General features: G+C 70.0%; 16 protein-coding genes. 8 read left to right on the plus strand and 8 right to left on the minus strand.

From position 1 onward, the window contains the following. Nucleotides 1–2: 2 nt before the first annotated feature. A complete protein-coding gene (gene ppa / locus RTA_RS11805; protein ID WP_013901635.1) occupies nt 3–539 on the minus strand; it encodes an inorganic diphosphatase in 537 nt (178 codons plus the stop codon). Between the two features lie 240 nt (nt 540–779). Here ppa and RTA_RS11810 point away from each other — a divergent pair, with 240 nt between their 5' ends. Further along, nucleotides 780–2,918, plus strand: a complete 2,139-nt coding sequence (locus RTA_RS11810) for a sodium-translocating pyrophosphatase (protein ID WP_013901636.1) — start codon at nt 780–782, stop codon at nt 2,916–2,918. A 55-nt stretch (nt 2,919–2,973) separates the two neighbouring features. Here the strand turns inward: RTA_RS11810 and RTA_RS11815 are convergent, their stop codons facing one another. Then, on the minus strand, nt 2,974–3,558 hold the full coding sequence (locus RTA_RS11815; RefSeq protein WP_041675434.1) for a TetR/AcrR family transcriptional regulator: 585 nt from the start codon (nt 3,556–3,558) through the stop codon (nt 2,974–2,976). 107 nt (nt 3,559–3,665) lie between these two features. Here RTA_RS11815 and RTA_RS11820 point away from each other — a divergent pair, with 107 nt between their 5' ends. Together RTA_RS11820 and RTA_RS11825 are read left to right on the plus strand one after the other, a co-directional pair. Then, nucleotides 3,666–4,484, plus strand: coding sequence for a metal-dependent hydrolase (locus RTA_RS11820; RefSeq protein ID WP_041675436.1), 819 nt, complete (start codon nt 3,666–3,668; stop codon nt 4,482–4,484). A 35-nt stretch (nt 4,485–4,519) separates the two neighbouring features. Next, nucleotides 4,520–5,953, plus strand: a complete 1,434-nt coding sequence (locus RTA_RS11825; RefSeq protein WP_013901639.1) for an aldehyde dehydrogenase family protein — start codon at nt 4,520–4,522, stop codon at nt 5,951–5,953. A 30-nt stretch (nt 5,954–5,983) separates the two neighbouring features. On the opposite strand, the gene RTA_RS11830 is transcribed toward RTA_RS11825, so the two are convergent. After that, a complete protein-coding gene (locus RTA_RS11830) occupies nt 5,984–6,580 on the minus strand; it encodes a DUF2937 family protein (RefSeq protein ID WP_013901640.1) in 597 nt (198 codons plus the stop codon). 145 nt (nt 6,581–6,725) lie between these two features. Here RTA_RS11830 and RTA_RS11835 point away from each other — a divergent pair, with 145 nt between their 5' ends. The 4 genes from RTA_RS11835 (at nt 6,726) to moeA (ending at nt 10,597) form a co-directional block, all read left to right on the plus strand. Further along, on the plus strand, nt 6,726–7,487 hold the full coding sequence (locus tag RTA_RS11835) for an SDR family oxidoreductase (protein WP_013901641.1): 762 nt from the start codon (nt 6,726–6,728) through the stop codon (nt 7,485–7,487). A gap of 17 nt (nt 7,488–7,504) precedes the next feature. Beyond that, nucleotides 7,505–8,620, plus strand: a complete 1,116-nt coding sequence (moaA, locus tag RTA_RS11840; protein ID WP_013901642.1) for a GTP 3',8-cyclase MoaA — start codon at nt 7,505–7,507, stop codon at nt 8,618–8,620. A gap of 145 nt (nt 8,621–8,765) precedes the next feature. After that, nucleotides 8,766–9,320, plus strand: a complete 555-nt coding sequence (gene mobA, locus RTA_RS11845) for a molybdenum cofactor guanylyltransferase MobA (RefSeq protein WP_049871380.1) — start codon at nt 8,766–8,768, stop codon at nt 9,318–9,320. After that, complete coding sequence (gene moeA / locus RTA_RS11850) at nt 9,317–10,597, plus strand: molybdopterin molybdotransferase MoeA (RefSeq protein ID WP_013901644.1); 1,281 nt, start codon at nt 9,317–9,319, stop codon at nt 10,595–10,597. Before mobA ends, moeA begins: the two co-directional genes overlap by 4 nt. Here the strand turns inward: moeA and RTA_RS11855 are convergent. Together RTA_RS11855 and RTA_RS11860 are read right to left on the minus strand one after the other, a co-directional pair. Beyond that, nucleotides 10,594–10,998: a hypothetical protein gene (locus tag RTA_RS11855; RefSeq protein ID WP_013901645.1), complete on the minus strand. Its 405-nt coding sequence runs from the start codon at nt 10,996–10,998 to the stop codon at nt 10,594–10,596. The two genes, moeA and RTA_RS11855, sit on opposite strands and share 4 nt — an antisense overlap. Nucleotides 10,999–11,086: 88 nt before the next feature. Beyond that, nucleotides 11,087–11,359, minus strand: a complete 273-nt coding sequence (locus RTA_RS11860) for a hypothetical protein (RefSeq protein WP_013901646.1) — start codon at nt 11,357–11,359, stop codon at nt 11,087–11,089. Between the two features lie 200 nt (nt 11,360–11,559). On the opposite strand from RTA_RS11860, the gene RTA_RS11865 reads away from it, so the two are divergent. After that, on the plus strand, nt 11,560–12,978 hold the full coding sequence (locus tag RTA_RS11865) for a sensor histidine kinase (RefSeq protein WP_013901647.1): 1,419 nt from the start codon (nt 11,560–11,562) through the stop codon (nt 12,976–12,978). 9 nt (nt 12,979–12,987) lie between these two features. Here the strand turns inward: RTA_RS11865 and RTA_RS11870 are convergent, their stop codons facing one another. From RTA_RS11870 to RTA_RS11880, 3 genes are all read right to left on the minus strand, one after another. Continuing rightward, a complete protein-coding gene (locus RTA_RS11870) occupies nt 12,988–13,482 on the minus strand; it encodes an acyl-CoA thioesterase (protein WP_013901648.1) in 495 nt (164 codons plus the stop codon). A 122-nt stretch (nt 13,483–13,604) separates the two neighbouring features. Then, entirely contained in the window at nt 13,605–16,769 is a 3,165-nt protein-coding gene (locus RTA_RS11875) for an efflux RND transporter permease subunit (RefSeq protein WP_013901649.1), read from the minus strand. 24 nt (nt 16,770–16,793) lie between these two features. Beyond that, nucleotides 16,794–18,032, minus strand: a complete 1,239-nt coding sequence (locus RTA_RS11880) for an efflux RND transporter periplasmic adaptor subunit (RefSeq protein ID WP_013901650.1) — start codon at nt 18,030–18,032, stop codon at nt 16,794–16,796. Between the last annotated feature and the right edge of the window lie 46 nt (nt 18,033–18,078).

The following is an 18,078-nucleotide window of genomic DNA, read 5'->3' on the forward strand; positions in this document are numbered from 1 at the left end:
GCTCAGCCGCTCTGCTTCTTGTAGTTCTCGATCCCGTCCAGGACTTCCTTCTTGGCCGATTCCGGGCCTTCCCAGCCCAGCACCTTGACCCACTTGCCGGGCTCCAGGTCCTTGTAGTGCTCGAAGAAGTGCGAGATGGTCTTCAGGCGCAGCGGGTTCAGGTCCTCGGGCTTTTGCCACTGGGTGTAGAGCGAGCACTTCTTGTCGACCGGCACGGCCAGCAGCTTGCTGTCCTCGCCGGCCTCGTCCTGCATCTTCAGGATGCCGATGGCGCGGCAGGTCACGACCACGCCGGGGATCAGCGGCACCGGCGTGATCACCAGCACGTCCACCGGGTCGCCGTCGCCGCTGAGCGTCTTGGGCACGTAGCCGTAGTTGGTGGGGTAGTGCATGGACGTGCTCATGAACCGGTCCACGAAGATGGCGCCCGATTCCTTGTCCACCTCGTACTTGACGGGATCGGCGTTCATCGGGATCTCGATGATCACGTTGAACGCGTCGGGGACGTGCTTGCCGGGGGTGACTTTGTCGAGGGACATGCTGGTTGCTTCGCGTGGTAAGTAAGGGAAACAGGGCTCGGGAAAAACCCTGATTCTAGGTTTAGGCCAGCGTTGGCGGGCCGGCCGTCATGGGCCCGCCGTAGGTTTGCGCTTATATTGCGCCGGTTGGCCAATCGTCTCCCGTCATCGGATTGGGGAGCCACGAGGAAGCAACGCAGCGGAGGCACCGCTCGCGTTGGCGCCTCCTCCACGCTCAACAAGGACGACAGGAGAAGTGAGATGACAGGCAACTCGGCGCTGATACTGGCGCTCATCTGCGGCCTCGCGGCCGTGGCGTACGGCTTCTGGGCCCGCGGCTGGATCCTGGCCAAGGACCCCGGCAACCCCCGCATGCAGGAGATCGCGGCGGCCATCCAGGCCGGCGCCGCAGCCTATCTCGCGCGGCAGTACAAGACCATCGCTATCGTGGGCGTGGTGCTGGCCATCCTCATCGCGGTCTTCCTGGATGGGCAGACCGCCGTCGGCTTCGTCGTGGGCGCGGTGCTGTCGGGCGCCTGCGGCTTCATCGGCATGAACGTCTCGGTGCGCGCCAACGTGCGCACGGCGCAGGCCGCCACCCATGGCATCGGCCCGGCGCTGCAGGTCGCCTTCCGCGGCGGCGCCATCACCGGCATGCTGGTGGTGGGCCTGGGCCTGCTGGGCGTGACGGCCTTCTACTGGTTCCTGGTGGGCAACGGGCGGCTGACGCCGGCCAGCAACCTGGCCAACCTGCTCAACCCGCTGATCGGCTTCGCCTTCGGCTCCTCGCTGATCTCCATCTTCGCGCGCCTGGGCGGCGGCATCTTCACCAAGGGCGCCGACGTGGGCGCCGACCTGGTGGGCAAGGTGGAAGCCGGCATCCCCGAGGACGACCCGCGCAACCCGGCCGTGATCGCCGACAACGTGGGCGACAACGTGGGTGACTGCGCCGGCATGGCGGCCGACCTGTTCGAAACCTATGCGGTGACGCTGATCGCCACCATGGTGCTGGGCGCCCTGCTGATGGGCGCCGCGGCCCAGCAGGCCGTGCTGTACCCGCTGGCGCTGGGCGGCGTGTCCATCATCGCCTCCATCATCGGCTGCTTCTTCGTCAAGGCCAGGCCCGGCATGACCAACGTGATGCCCGCGCTGTACAAAGGCCTGGCCGTGGCCGGCGTGCTGTCGCTGATCGCCTTCTACGCCGTGACGGCGTGGCTGATGCCCGACAACAGCATCACCGCCACCGGCTCGCAGCTCCGCCTGTTCGGCGCCTGCGCGGTCGGCCTGGTCCTCACCGGCGCGCTGGTCTGGATCACCGAGTTCTACACCGGCACGCAGTACAAGCCCGTGCGCCACATCGCCCAGGCCTCGACCACCGGCCACGGCACCAACATCATCGCCGGCCTGGGCGTGTCCATGCGGTCCACCGCCTGGCCGGTGCTGTTCGTCTGCGCCGCCATCATCGCGTCCTACTGGCTGGCCGGCCTGTACGGCGTGGCCGTGGCCGCCACCGCCATGCTGAGCATGGCCGGCATCGTGGTCGCGCTGGACGCCTACGGCCCCATCACCGACAACGCCGGCGGCATCGCCGAGATGAGCGACCTGCCCGCCTCGGTGCGTGCGGTCACCGACCCGCTGGACGCGGTGGGCAACACCACCAAGGCCGTGACCAAGGGCTACGCCATCGGCTCGGCCGGCCTGGCCGCCCTGGTACTGTTCGCCGACTACACCCACAAGCTCGAGGGCTATGGCCGCCCCGTGAGCTTCGACCTGTCCGACCCGATGGTGATCGTGGGCCTGTTCATCGGCGGCCTGATCCCCTACCTGTTCGGCGCCATGGCCATGGAGGCCGTGGGCCGCGCCGCCGGCGCCGTGGTGGTCGAGGTGCGCCGCCAGTTCAGCACCATCAAGGGCATCATGGACGGCAGCGGCAAGCCCGAGTACGGCAAGGCCGTGGACATGCTGACCACCGCCGCCATCAAGGAGATGATCATCCCCTCGCTGCTGCCGGTGGTCGTGCCCATCCTGGTGGGTCTGCTGCTGGGTCCGAAGGCCCTGGGCGGCCTGCTGATGGGCACCATCGTCACCGGCCTGTTCGTCGCCATCTCCATGTGCACCGGTGGCGGTGCCTGGGACAACGCCAAGAAGTACATCGAGGACGGCCACCACGGCGGCAAGGGCTCGGAGGCGCACAAGGCCGCCGTCACCGGCGACACCGTGGGCGATCCTTACAAGGACACGGCCGGCCCGGCAGTGAACCCGCTGATCAAGATCATCAACATCGTGGCCCTGCTCATCGTGCCGCTGGTGGTGAAGTTCCATGGCGGCAACACGGCGCCGGCCAAGGCCGAGACGGCCCCGGCGGCGGTGACGGCTCAGGCGGCGGCCGCCAAGAAGTAAGCCGGCCGCTTTGCGCGATCCCAGGCCCGCTTCGGCGGGCCTTTTCCATTTGCCGCTACGGTGCGCGCGTGACCGCCCGTACCAGCTGGCTGGCCGGGCCCACCAGTTCCTGCAGGCGGTGCAGCCGGTCCTGCTCGATGTACTCCAGCACCAGCTCGTTGATGCCGCCGACCACGGCCATGGCCATGCCGGGCGACAGCGGTGCCTGCCGCCCGCCGGCGTTCACCACGCCCAGCATGAAGCCCGCGATCTCCCGGTTGACCCGGCGGCGCGCGGCCAGGCCCTCGGGACCGATGCCTAGGATCTCGACAAAGAGGGTGCGCATGAGCACCGGGTTGTCGGCCATGCCGCCCAGGTAGGCGGCCAGCGCCCGTTCGATCTGGGTCTGCCATTCGTGGGTCGGGTCGAGGGCGTCCTTGAGCACCTGCAGCGCGTTGTGGCTGGCGGCCTCGTACAGCGCGATCAGGCACTCGGCCTTGGTCGAGAAATGCTCGTAGAAGGTGCGGCGCGACACGCTGGCTTCGCGCACGACATCGGCAATGGTGGTGTCGGCATAACCCTTGGCCGCCACCGCGCGCGCCATGCCGTCGAGCAAACGGCTGCGATGCTCGAAAGCGGATGGGCTTGAAGTCTCGGCCATGGGGCGAATTCTGAATGTTCCGCGTTTTGGTACTTGACAGTACCAAAAGTCGCCACCATTATTGGCACCCGTCGGTACCACTTCGTACCAATCACCGAGAAACCGCCATGACCGACCTTGTCGTTCGCCGCCTGCTGGTGGACATGGAAGCACCGATCGCCCGCCACTGGTGCGCGGGCGATGCCTTCCGCACCGCGCTGTTCAATGCCTTGTCGATGAGTTTCCCGGTCGGCGAGCAGTTCTTCATCGATTCGGTGCGCGACGGCTTCAAGGCCTTGCCGCCCGAAACGCAGGAGCGCTTCCGCGCCGAGGTGCAGGGCTTCGTCGGCCAGGAGGCCACGCACCGGCGGCTGCACGGCCTGTACAACGCCCACCTCGACAAGCTGGGCCTGGCAAACGACTGGGAGCCGCGGGCGCGCGAGCGGCTGAAGATGATGGAAGGCGTGGACGTGCGCCACTGGCTGGCCATCACCGCCGCGAACGAGCACTTCACCGCCATCTTCGCCGACTGGATGCTGCACAACGCCGACCTGCTGGGCGACCGCGATCCGCGCCTGAAGACCCTGTGGCTGTGGCACAGCGCCGAGGAGTCCGAGCACAAGAGCACGGCCTTCGACCTGTACCAGGCGCTGGGCGGCAGCCACGAGTGGCGCGTCACCTGGTTCCGGCGCGTCACGCTGATCTTCCTGACCGACACGCTGCGTCAGACCGTGAGCAACCTGCGTCAGGACGGCACGCTGTGGAGATGGAGCACCTGGAAGAGCGCCGCCAGCTACCTGTTCGGCCGCCGCGGTCTGATCCGCCAGACCTTCAAGCCCTGGCGCGAGTACCTGCAGCGGGACTTCCATCCCAACCAGCAGGACAGCAGCGCGTCGCGGCGCTGGCTGGTGGAACACTCGGACCAGTTTGCGCCGGTCGGACGGTAGGCCTTTATCGCGCTGCATGCCGCAAAATCGCGCTCATGCAGCACCACTTCATCGGCAACGCAGCGCAGCCCGCCTCGTCGCGCCGCACCCTCCCGGTCATCGATCCGTCCGACGGCCAGCCGTTCGACGAGATCCAGCGCGGCACGGCCGATGACATCGACCAGGCGGTGCGCGCTGCCCGCCAGTGCCAGGAGGCGGTGTGGAGCAAGCTCAGCGCCCCCGAACGGGGGCGCCTGATGATGCGCCTGGCCGAGATGATCGCCGACCATGCCGACGAGCTGGCGGCCATCGAGCAGCGCGACTGCGGCAAACCCACGAAACAGGCGCGCGCCGACGTGGCGGCCCTGGTGCGCTACTTCGAGTTCTATGCCGGCGCCTGCGACAAGCTGCACGGCCACACCATCCCCTACCTGGAAGGCTACAGCGTCCTGACCTGGCGCGAGCCGCACGGCGTCACCGGGCACATCATCCCGTGGAACTACCCGATGCAGATCTTCGGGCGCAGCGTGGGCGGCGCGCTGGCGGCGGGCAACGTGTGCGTGGTCAAGCCGTCCGAGGACGCCTGCCTGTCGCTGCTGCGCGTGGCCCAGCTCGCGGCGGAGTGCGACTTCCCGGCCGGCGCCATCAACATCGTCACCGGCTACGGCCACGAGGTCGGCGACGCCCTCGCCCGCCATCCCGGCATCGACCACATCAGCTTCACCGGCAGCCCGCGCGTGGGCACCCTGATCCAGCAGGTGGCGGCCGAGCGGCACTGCCCGGTCACGCTGGAGCTGGGCGGCAAGAGCCCGCAGATCGTCTTCGCCGACGCCGACCTGGACGCCGCCCTGCCCACGGTGATCAACGCCATCGTGCAGAACGCCGGCCAGACCTGCTCGGCCGGCTCGCGGCTGCTGGTCGAGCAGACGATCTACGAACCCCTGCTCGAGCGCCTCGGCCAGGCCTTCGAGAACCTGCGGGTGGGGCCCGCCGCCATGGACCTGGACGTCGGCCCGCTGATCCGCGCCAGCCAGCAGCAGCGCGTGTGGGACTTCCTGTCCGACGCGCAGCACGCCGGCATCCCCATGGTGGCCCAGGGCGAAGTCGTGGAAGACGCGCCCGACACCGGCTTCTACCAGGCGCCCACCCTGCTGCGCGACGTGCCGGCCGAGCATCGGCTGGCGCAGGAGGAAGTGTTCGGCCCGGTGCTGGCCGCCATGAGCTTCCGCAACGAGGACCATGCCGTGGCGCTGGCCAACGCGACGCAGTTCGGCCTCGTGGCCGGCATCTGGACGCGTGATGGCGGGCGCCAGCTGCGCATGGCCCGGCGCGTGAGGAGCGGCCAGGTCTTCATCAACAACTACGGCGCCGGCGGCGGCGTCGAGCTGCCGTTCGGCGGCGTCAAGTCCTCCGGCTACGGCCGAGAGAAAGGCTTCGAGGCGCTGTACGGCTTCACCACGCTCAAGACCGTGGCCATCCGCCACGGCTGAACGCCAGGCGACCAGGCGCCGCAGCGCGCCTCAGCCGGCGGCGCGGGACCGTCCGCGGCCGCCGGACGGTTTGGCGTCGGCGGGGGACTCGATCTTGGGTTTGGCCTTGGGCCAGAACTGCAGCGGCGGCAGGCTGCGCCGCGTGAGCGCGAGCACGGCGTGCATCAGCACGAAGAACACCAGCCACACCGCCGCGCCGATGCAGACACCGGCCAGCAGCGTTTGCGGCGCGAAGGAGACGGCCGGCTCGAACTGGGACCAGGTGGCGCGCAGCATGCCGATGTCGGCGGAGCGGGCCAGGTACGCCAGCTGGTGGTAGAGGTCGTCCTGCAAGGCCGTGCTGGCCTGGGTCAGGCGGTTCACCGAATCGACCAGGTTGCTGATGGCCTGCGATTCGGCCCGGAACACGGGATCGGTGCTTTGCCAATGGTGGTCGATCAAGGCCCGGATGTCGCCCTTGAACATGCGGTCGGCAATGTCCTGGAAAGGCGCCAGGTCCCTCTTGGCCTGTTCCAATGCGCCGCCCACCCGCTGGCGGTACTGCGCCACGAAGCTGGGCACGGTCGCCCCACCGATGAAGGCGGCCACCAGCACCGCCCGGTCCACCAAGCCCGTCAGAATGCCCATCGCCAGCCTCCTTGCGTTAGTCTCCCTGGCAGGCCGGATGATAGACGGCGGAGCTGGGACGGCGCTCTTTTCGGCTGGCTGCTGTTGCGCCGATCTCGCAGTCGCCGACACCCGCATCCATTCCAGTAGCATCCAGGAGACACCCATGCGAGTCCAGAACAAGTCCATCATCGTCACCGGCGCGGGCGGCGGCATCGGCGAGGGCATCGCGCGCCGCCTGGCCGAGGAAGGCGCACAGGTCATCGTCAACGACATCAACAGCTCGCTGGGCGAGAAGGTGGTGGCCTCCATCAACGCCGCTGGCGGACGGGCCTCATTCTTCGCCGCCGACGTCACCCGGTCCGCCGACATGAAGGCGCTGGTCCAGGCCGCGGTGCAGCGCCACGGCAAGCTGGACGTGATGGTCAACAACGCCGGCTGGACGCACCGCAACCGCCCGGCGCTGGAGGTGGGCGAGGACGAGTTCGACAAGTGCTATGCGGTCAACATGAAGAGCATCTACCTGTCGACCATCCACGCCGTGCCAGCCTTGCGCGCCAACAAGGGCGGCGTGTTCATCAACATCGCTTCAACGGCCGGCGTGCGGCCGCGCCCCGGGCTGACCTGGTACAACGGCTCCAAGGGCGCCGTCATCACCACCAGCAAGTCCCTGGCCGCCGAGTTCGGGCCCGACAACATCCGCGTCAACTGCATCAACCCCGTGTTCAACCCCGACACCGGGCTGTCGGCCGAGTTCGCCGGGGGCCCGGTGGACGAGGCGCGCCGGGCCAAGTTCCTGGCCACCATCCCGCTGGGGCGCTTCTCCACGGCGTTGGACGTAGCCAACGCCGCGCTGTACCTGGCCAGCGACGAAGCGGCATTCATCTCGGGGGTTTGCATCGAGGTGGATGGCGCGCGCTGCGTCTGAAGGCCACAATCGCGTCCATGGCAGAGCGCGTCATCCCCCTGGTCGACCACCGCGACGCGGCGCGGGCGGTCGTGCCCGCGCAGGCGGTGCCGGCCGACGGCCGCCTGGCCGACCGGCTGGGCCGGCCCTTGCGCGACCTGCGCATCAGCGTGACGGACCGCTGCAACTTCCGCTGCAGCTACTGCATGCCCAAGGAGGTGTTCGACAAGAACTACCCCTACCTGCCGCATGCTTCCTTGCTGAGCTTCGAGGAGATCACGCGCCTGGCGCGCCAGTTCGTCGCCCACGGTGTGCGCAAGATCCGCCTGACCGGCGGCGAGCCGCTGCTGCGCAAGAACATCGAGGTGCTGGTCGAGCAGCTGGCTCAGCTGCGCACCCTGGACGGCCAGCCGCTGGACCTGACGCTCACCACCAACGGCTCGCTGCTGGCGCGCAAGGCCCGCGCGCTCAAGGCCGCCGGCCTGCAGCGCGTCACCGTCAGCCTGGACGGCCTGGACGACGCGGTGTTCCGCCGCATGAACGACGTGGACTTCCCGGTGGCCGAGGTGCTGGCCGGCATCGAGGCGGCCAAGGACGCGGGCCTGGGCCCGATCAAGATCAACATGGTGGTCAAGCGCGGCACCAACGAGCACGAGATCCTGCCGATGGCGCGCCACTTCCGCGGCAGCGGCCACGTGCTGCGCTTCATCGAGTACATGGACGTGGGCGCCACCAACGGCTGGCGCATGAACGAGGTGCTGCCCTCGGCCGACGTCGTGAGCCTGGTCCACGCCCAGATGCCGCTGCGCGCGCTCGAGCCGGCCGCGCCGGGCGAGACGGCCGAGCGCTGGGCCTACCAGGACGGCTCGGGCGAGATCGGCGTCATCAGCAGCGTGACCCAGGCCTTCTGCGGCGACTGCAACCGCGCGCGCCTGTCCACCGAAGGCCAGCTGTACCTGTGCCTGTTCGCCACCCAGGGGCACGACCTGCGCTCGCTGATCCGGGGCAACGCCACCGACGAACAGCTGGCCTCGGCCATCGGCCACATCTGGCAGGGCCGGGCCGACCGCTACTCGCAGCTGCGCAGCCAGCTGCCGCCGGACACGAACCCGGGCGGCCGCAAGCGCGTCGAGATGAGCTACATCGGCGGCTAAGCATGTGTGCCCCCACGCTTGTCACTGCGTGTACTGCGCTGCCCCCCGAGGGGGCCCAGCCTCCTTGGGGCGGCCCGGCGGAGGCTGACGCGTGAACGCGGAGGACATCACCGGCGTGATCCTCGCCGGCGGCCGCGGCAGCCGCATGGGCGGCAGCGACAAGGGCCTGCAGAACTTCAATGGCATCCCGCTGGCGCTGCACACGCTGATGCGCCTGGCGCCGCAGGTGGGCGAGGTGCTGATCAACGCCAACCGCAACCTGTCGGCCTACGAGGCCTTCGGCGCGCCGGTCTGGCCCGACGCCCTGCCCGATTTCGCCGGGCCGCTGGCCGGCTTCCTCACCGGGCTGGAGCAGTGCGACACGCCCTTCCTGGTCACCGTGCCCTGCGACACGCCGCGCTTTCCGCCGGACCTGGTGGCCCGCCTGTCCTCGGCGCTGCAGGACCAGGACGCCGAGATCGCCATGGCCGCGGCGCCGGAGGAAGACGGCCAGCTGCGGCCGCAGCCGGTGTTCTGCCTGCTGCGGCGCGAGCTGCTGGAGAGCCTGGTGCGCTTCACCCATGGCGGCGGCCGCAAGATCGACGCCTGGACCGCGCAGCACCGCACGGCCCTGGTGCCCTTCGACGCGCCGGGCGACGACCCGCAGGCCTTCTTCAACGCCAACACATTGGCCGAACTGCGCCAGCTGGAGCAGCGTTGAAGACCTTGGAGCATATCGCCAGCGAGCTGCAGGGCTACGACCCGCAGGCGCTGAGCGCGCAGGCGGTGGGCGAGTTCCTGTCGCGGCTGGTGGAGCCGGTGGCCGAGGTGGAGCGGGTGCCGCTCACCGACGCGCTGGGCCGCGTGCTGGCCGAGGACCTGGTGTCGCCCATCAGCGTGCCGCCGCACGATAACTCGGCGATGGACGGCTATGCCTTCGACGGCGCGCAGCTGCGGCCGGAGGCGCCGCTGGCGCTGCAGGTGGTGGGCACGGCGCTGGCCGGCAAGGCCTGGCAGGGCAAGGTGGACGCCGGCCAGTGCGTCAAGATCATGACCGGCGCCATCATGCCCGCGGGCCTGGACACCGTGGTGCCGCAGGAGTTCACCCAGCCCGCCGGCGAGGGCCGCGTCGCCATCCCGCCAGGCGCGCTGAGGCGCGGCGACAACCGGCGGCTGGCCGGCGAGGACCTGGCCCAGGGCCGCCCGGCCCTGCACCGGGGCGAGCGGCTGGGGCCTGCGGCCTGCGGGCTGGCCGCCAGCCTGGGCCTGGCGACACTGCCGGTGACGCGCCGCCTGCGGGTGGCCTATTTCTCCACCGGTGACGAGATCCTGAGCCTGGGCGAGGCGCCGCGCGAGGGCGCGGTGTACGACAGCAACCGCTACACGGTGCGTGGCCTGCTCGCGCGCCTGGGCTGCGAGGTGATCGACCTGGGGGTGGTGCGCGACCAGCCGGCCCTGCTGGAGCGCGCCTTCACCACGGCCGCCGCCCGGGCCGACGCCCGGGCCGACGCCATCATCACCAGCGGCGGCGTCAGCGTGGGCGAGGCCGACTTCACCAAGGCCATGATGAAGCAGCTGGGCGACGTGGCCTTCTGGAGGATCGCGATGCGACCGGGGCGGCCGATGGCCGTGGGGCGGATCGGCTCGTCCATCCTGTTCGGTCTGCCCGGCAACCCGGTGGCGGTGATGGTCACCTTCCTGGCCTTCGTGCGCCCCGCGCTGCTGCGCATGATGGGCGCGCGCCTGCAGCCCCCGGTGCTGCTCAAGGCATGCAGCCAGGAAGCCATGCGCAAGAAGCCCGGCCGCACCGAGTACCAGCGCGGCATCGTGAGCAGCGCGGCCGACGGCTCGCTGCAGGTGCGCACCACCGGCAATCAGGGCTCGGGCGTGCTCAGCTCCATGGTGCAGGCCAACGGCCTGATCGTGCTGCACCACGGCCAGGGCAGCGTGGCCGTGGGCGACCCGGTGGACGTGATGATGTTCGACGGCGCGGTCTAGCGCGGCGCGACGAACCCGCCGCGCGGCCCGCCCGCGCCGCCGCGACCCCAGCGGCCGGCCAGCAGATGCAGCCCGACCGCCAGCATCAGGATCAGCGCCGCGGCCACTACCCAGGCTGTCCACAGCACCGGCGGCACCAAGCCCAGCAGGGGCCCCAGCCAGGGCGCGGAACCGGCCAGCATCCCGGCCGACCACTGCATCAGCCCGCGCAGCGCCGGCACCAGGGCCGGGTCGATCCAGGCCAGCCACTCGGGCAGCGGCATCTGTGCCGCTGCCTGCGCGCTCTGCGCCACCTGCTCGCCGGCACCGGCCAGCCAGCCGGCCGCGGCGGCCGCCAGCCCCACCATCAGGGTACCGAACAACAGCACCAGGACCGTCACTGCCCAGATCAACAGCCTCATCCCGACCTCCAGCTCGTGGCGCCGCACCGGCGGCAACCGAGCCCGTGGGACCGCGGCACGGCGGCCGAGTTCCGCGCCGATGCCGCCGTCAGCCGCCGCGCAGCAGGTTGCGGCCGATCAGCTCCTGCTGCGGGTCGGGCAGCGCGAGCTGCTCGCGCGCCGGCGCGAGCGCCGGGCGCGACCCGGTCATGCGCAGCAGGTCGCGCAGTTCCGAGAGCACCAGGCGGGCTTCGCCGCTGCCGGGCTGCCCGCCCAGGCCCTGTTCGTAGTCCGTCAGCACGGTCTCCAGCAGCTCGGCCACCTGCCGTGGCACGAACAGTCCGCCGTCGAGTTCGGGGATCGCCCGAGGTAGTTTGCGCATCGCCATCTCCTTGGATGCGTCCAAGGTAGGCACAGGACCGATGCACCGCTGTCAGTGCGACCATGCATCGGGCCGCATCGCCGTCTGATGCCGCTGTCAGGCGCAGCCGACGCGGCATGACGCGCAAATGCGCGAAACACGGCAGTACACTGCCGCCATCACAACGGGCGGCAACGACCGGCCCCTCAGGGAAACGTCAGATGTATTCGGTCCTGCCGGCCCTGGTGTCGGCGCTCTTCCTCGGCTACGGCCTGTACGTGGTGGCCCGCAAGGGTTTCAACCGCGTCAGCACCAGCTTCTTCGCCCTGTGCATCACCACCTTCTTCTGGCAGGCCACCTGGGCCGTGCTGTTCCAGGTGCAGGACCCGGTCTGGGCCGACCGGCTGGCGCGTTTCGGCTACCTGCTGATCCTGTTCCTGCCCACCAGCCTGTACCTGTTCCTGGTCGAGATCTCCGGTCGCCGGCAGGACCGGTGGTGGGTGGCGCTGTCGTCCGCCGTGGCGGCGGTGCTGGCGGTGTTCAACCTGGCCGGCGACCTGTTCATCGCCGGCCACCACCGCTACGAATGGGGCTTCTACCCCAGAGCCGGTCCCCTGCACCCGCTGCACGTGCTGCAGACCGTGGTGGTGGTGGGCCGGGGGCTGTACATCACCTTCCGGAAGCTGCGGGTGGCCACCGGCCTGCAGCGCGTCCAGCTCAGGCTGTGCGTGGCCAGCCTGCTGGTCTACTTCTTCGCGGCGGTGGACTACCTGTGCAACTACGGCTTCGACTTCTACCCGCCCGGGGTGGTGTTCGTCGCCATCAGCCTGGGGCTGATCGCGGTGGCGGTCACGCGCCACCACCTGATGAAGCCGGCGGTGGTGGCGGCCACGGTGGCGCACGAGATGCGCACGCCGCTGGCCAGCATCCGCATGCAGGCCGACGCGCTGTCGCAGATGCTGCCGGAGATCAGGGAAGGCTACGAGCTGGCGCTGCGGCACGGCCTGGTGGAGCGCACCGCGGCGTCGCCCGACCCCGGGCGGCTGCTCGACCTGTCGCGCGGCATCTCCCAGCAGGTGGACCGCTCCAACACCGTGATCGAGATGATGCTCGCGTCCTCGCGCATGGAGCAGATCGACACCGCTTCGTTCGCGCGCCACTCCATGCGCGCCTGCGTGGAGGAGGCGCTGGCCAGCTACCCGTTCACCCGCGCGGAGCAGCTGCTCGTCAGCGTCGACACGCGGCGGGATTTCGAGTTCCACGGCTCGGACTCGCTGATGGTGTTCGTGCTGTTCAACCTGATCAAGAACTCGCTCTATGCGATCCGGGCCGCGGGCAAGGGCACGATCTCGATCGAGCTGGCCACGGGTGGCGCCGGACCGGCGCTGGCCTTCACCGACACCGGCTGCGGCATCCCGGCGCCGGCGCTGCCGCGCATCTTCGACACCTTCTTCACGACCAAGCGCAACCAGGGCGCCGGCATCGGGCTGGCCTTCTGCCGGCGCGTGGTCGAGTCGTTCGGCGGGCGGATGCGCTGTGAATCCGAGGAGGGGCGCTACACCACCTTCACCCTGGAATTCCGGCCGCTGCCGCCGGCGCCGGCTGCCGGGCACGGCACCCCGGTGCCGCGCCCGGCCTGAGGCCGGCCCTCAGTTCAGCGTCGGGGCGACCGCCAGCTCGTACTCGCGCACCCGCGCCAGCACTTCCTCGGGCAGGCGCTGGATGCGCTTGTCATGGCTGGCGAACACGATCTGCTGGTAGCCGTTGGCCACCAGCCGGGTCCCCACATGGAACTGGAACACCAGGTAGAACGAGCACTGCCGCACCTCCCAGGTGTTGAGCTCGCAGCGCACGGACTCGAAGGGGAAGGTCTCGTGCAGGTACTCCTGGTGGGCGCGCTTGGTGATGAAGACGCCCTGGGACTGCAGCATGTCGGCTGACACGCACTGGTGGAACCAGCGCTCGCGGCACACGCCCTGCCACTCGAAGTAGCGCGAGAAGTAGGTGTTGGCGTAGGCGTTCGAATCCTTGAGGTAGATGTCGATGGTGTGCCGGAAGGTGCGCCGGGGCACGGCGGCCTCAGCGGGATCCAGGGTCGCTCCTGGCACGGGAACATGCAGGGTGGCAGCGGGGTGGGACAGCATGGAAGACTCCTTTTTTGAAAAGGCCGCGACCGCCGGCCGCGGCGCCCGCCGAAGGGCGGGCAGGAGCAATCTACTGAAGAGTGCCTCGTCCGGCACGCAGCGCGCGCCGGACGGGGAGGAGCTCACTTGGCCACCAGGTCGCCGTGGTGCGCAGGCCCCGCCGGCTTGTCGCGGGCCTGCGCCTTGTTGGCGCCCGGCACCTCGCGGCGGGCGAACACCGTGTACATGGTGGGCACCACGAAGATGGTCAGCAGCGTGCCCAGCGACATGCCGCCCACGATCACCCAACCGATCTGCTGGCGGCTCTCGGCGCCGGCGCCGCTGGCGATGGCCAGCGGCACCGCGCCCAGCACCATGGCGCCGGTGGTCATGAGGATGGGGCGCAGCCGCTGCGCCGAGGCCTTGACCACGGCATCGACCATCTCCATCCCCTGCTCGCGCAGCTGGTTGGCGAACTCGACGATCAGGATGCCGTGCTTGGTGATCAGACCCACCAGGGTGATCAGGCCGATCTGCGAGTACACGTTGAGCGAGCCGCCGCTCCACTTGAGCGCCAGCAGCGCGCCTATCATGGACAGCGGGACCGACAGCATGATGATCAGCGGGTCGACGAAGCTCTCGAACTGGGCCGCCAGCACCAGGAAGATGAACAGCAGCGCCAGCACGAACACCACCGCCAGCGCGCCCTGCGAGGCGCGGAACTCGCGCGAGGTGCCGTTGAGGTCGGTGGTGTAGCCCGGCTTCAGGACCCTGGCGGCGGTCTGGTCCATGAAGGCCAGGGCCTGGCCCAGCGAGTAGTCGGGCGCGAGGTTGGCGGTGATGGAGACCGAGCGGCGCTGGCCGAAATGGTTGAGTTCGCGCGGGCTGACGCTCTCGCTCACCTTCACCAGCGCCGACAGCGGGATCATGGTGTCGTTGCGGCCGCGAACGTAGATGCTGTCGATGTCCTCCGGCGTGGTGCGGCCGCTGGCGCGGTTCTGGATGATCACGTCGTACTGCTCGGCGTCGCGCTTGTAGCGCGTGACCTGGCGGCCGCCCAGCGTGGTTTCCAGCGCGCGGGCCACCACCTCCACGCTCACGCCCATGTCGGCCGCCTTGTCGCGGTCGACCTCGATGCGCAGCTCCGGCTTGTTCAGCCGCAGGTCCACGTCGGCAGAGACGATGCCGGGGTTCTTGGCGATCTCGTCCAGCATGGTCCGCGTCAGCGCGCTCAGGTTCTCGTAGCTGTCGGAAGTCTGGATCACGAAATTCAGCGGCCGCTCGCGGAAACCCTGCCCCAGCGAGGGCGGGGTGATCGCGAAAGCGCTCACCCCCGGCAACGCGTTGAATTTGGGGCCCAGCTCGCGCGCGATCTGCAGGGTGGTGCGCTCGCGCGCCTCCCAGTCCACCGTGCGGTAGACCACGCTGCCCTGCGAGACGGTCGGGTTGCCGATGTTGGCGAAGACGCGGTCGAACTCGGGGTACTGCTGGCCCAGCTGCTCGAGCGCACGGGCGTAGCGGTCGGTGTACTCCAGCGTGGCGCCGTCGGGCGCGCTGATGTTGGCCAGGATGGTGCCGCGGTCCTCCAGCGGCGACAGCTCGGACTTCATGCTGGGCCACACCAGGGCGATGGCCAGGCCGCTGGCCAGCATCAGCCCCACCACGATCCAGCGCGCCTGCAGCAGCCGCGCCTGCCAGCCGCCCCGCACGGCAGGGCCGGGGCCGGCCGGCTGCCAGCGCGCCACCAGGAGCCAGCGCAGCAGCCGGCCGTAGCCGTCGGACAGCGCGGTGAGCCGGCGCTCCATGGTGCGGTCGAACCAGTTGGGCCTGGGATTGTGGCGCAGCAGCTTGGAGCACATCATGGGCGTCAGCGTCAGCGCCACGAAGCCCGACACCAGCACCGCGCCCGCCAGCGCCAGCGCGAACTCGACGAACAGCCGGCCGGTGCGGCCGGGCGTGAAGGCCAGCGGCGCATAGACCGCCACCAGCGTCATCGTCATCGAGACCACCGCGAAGGCGATCTCGCGCGCGCCCTTGATCGACGCCGAGAACGGGTCCAGCCCTTCCTCGATGTGGCGGTAGATGTTCTCCAGCATCACGATGGCATCGTCCACCACCAGGCCGATGGCCAGCACCAGGGCCAGCAGGGTGAGCGTGTTGATGGTGAAGCCGGCCAGCGCCATCATCGCGAAGGTGCCGATCAGGCTGACCGGGATGGTGACGATGGGGATGATGGAGGCGCGGAAAGTGCGCAGGAACACGAAGATCACCAGCGCCACCAGCACCACCGCCTCGGCGATGGTGGTGTAGACGTTGCGCACCGAGCGGTCGATGAACAGCGAGTTGTCGTTCGCCACCTCGATGGAGATGTCGGCCGGCAGGTCGGCCTTGAGCTGCGGGATCATCTCGCGCACGCCCTGCGCCAGCGTCAGCGGGTTGGCCGTGGCCTGGCGGATCACGCCGGCGGAGATGGCGGGCCGCCCGTTGAGCCGCACCGCGGTGCGCTCGTCCGCCGCGGCCTCCTGCACCCGGGCCACGTCGCGCATCTTCACCGGGAAGCCGTTGACGTTGCGGATGACGATCTCCTCGAACTGTGCCGGACGGAACAGGTCGGTCTGGGAGGTCACGCTGAACTCGCGCTGCCGCGACTCGATGCGCCCGGCCGGCAGCTCCAGGTTGCTGCGCCGCACCGCGTCCTCCACGTCCTGCGTGGTCAGGCGCAGGCCGGCCAGCTTGTCCGGGTCCAGCCAGATGCGCATGGCGTACTTGCGCTCGCCGTAGATGCGCACGTCGGCCACGCCGCTGACGGTCTGCAGCCGCGGCTTGGCGATGCGGTTGAGCAGGTCATTGATCTGCAGCGGCCCCAGCGTCTCGCTGGTGAAGGCCAGCCAGATCACCGGGAAGGCGTCGGCCTCGACCTTGGCGATCACGGGCTCGTCGATGGCCTGCGGCAGGCGGTTGCGCACGCGCGAGGTGCGGTCGCGCACCTCGGCGGCCGCGGCGTCGGGGTCCTTCTCCAGGCGGAAACGCACCGAGATCTGGCTCTGCTCGGCCCGGCTGATGGAGGTGATCACGTCCACGGCGTCGATGCCCGCGATGGAGTCCTCCAGCGGCTTGGTGACCTGCGACTCGATCACCTCGGCCGAAGCGCCGGGGTAGCGCACGCTGACGGTGACCACCGGCTCGTCGATGCGCGGGTACTCGCGCACCTGCAGGCGGTTGAAGCTGACCAGGCCGACCAGCACGACCAGCAGGGACAGCACGGTGGCGAACACCGGGCGGCGGATCGATATCTCGGGCAGCTGCATGGCGCGCTCCGGTGGGGAAGAGGGTCAGCGGGACGGAGCCTGGGCGCAGGGATTGGGCCCCGCCGGACGCGGCACCTCGGCCTGGGCCCCGGCGGCGCGTGACGGCAGGACGGCCGCAACGGGCGTGGCGCCGCCGTTGCGCGGCATCTCGGCCACGCGCACCGGCATGCCGTCACGCTGGATGCGCTGCTGGCCGGCGACCACCACCACCTCGCCGGGCTGCAGGCCCTCGGTGATCTCCACCCGGCCGGGCTGGCGCAGGCCGACCTTGACCTCGACACGCCGCGCGATGCGGGTGTCCTGGTCCGGCCCGTCGACCAGCTTGTAGACGAACTGGCGCGTGCCCTGCGGCACCAGCGCCTCCTCCGGCACGAGGCGCGCGTTGTCGCGCTCGCCGAACACCGCCGTGATGCGGGCGAACATGCCCGGGCGCAGCTGCAGGTGCCGGTTGTCGATGCAGCCGCGGATGCCCACCGAGCGGCCGTTGGCATCCACCAGCGGGTCGATGGCCTGCACCACGGCGCTGTACTGGCGGTCGGGCAGCGCGTCCATGGCCACCAGCGCCGTCTGGCCGCGCCGCACCTTGGTCTGGAAGCGCTCGGGCAGGCGGAAGTCCACGTAGAGGGTGTCCAGGTCCTCGATGTTGACGATATCGGTGCCGTCGCGCAGGTAGTCGCCCACGTTGACGCTGCGGATGCCGGCGATGCCGTCGAACGGCGCGACGATGCGCAGGCGGTCGGCCGTGGCCCGGGCCAGGGCCAGCTTGGCCTGGGCCACCTGCAGGGCGGCCCCGCTCTCGTCGACCGAGCGCTGGCTGATGAAGTTCTGCGCCACCAGCTCCTGGTTGCGCTTGTGGTTGGCCTGGGCGATGGACAGCTCGGCCTGGGCCTGCTGCACCTGGGCGCGCGGCAGGTTGTCGTCCAGCTGCACCAGCAGCTGCCCGCGCCGCACCCGGTCGCCGTCGCGGAAGTTCAGGCGCACCACGCGGCCGCTGACTTCGGGGCGCAGCACCACGCTCTGGCGCGAGCGCAGGGTGCCCACCGCCTGCGCTTCGTCGGACAGGCGCACCACCTCCACCCGGGCCACCTCCACAGCCGGCGGCCGCGCCGGGCCGGCGCTGGAAGCCGGCACCGCCGCCCCGCCATTGCCGGCGGCCACCGCATCAGGGCGTGCGGCCGGCTTGTTCTGGTACCACCAGGCCGCGCCGGACGCGGCGGCGATGCCCACCGCAGCCACCACGATGTAGAGGGGTTTCGATGCCATGAAGGGGAGAACGTCCTCGTGGATTGTGATGGTTGGTAACCACCCG

This window comes from Ramlibacter tataouinensis TTB310, assembly GCF_000215705.1.
Classification (GTDB): Bacteria; Pseudomonadota; Gammaproteobacteria; order Burkholderiales; family Burkholderiaceae_C; genus Ramlibacter; species Ramlibacter tataouinensis.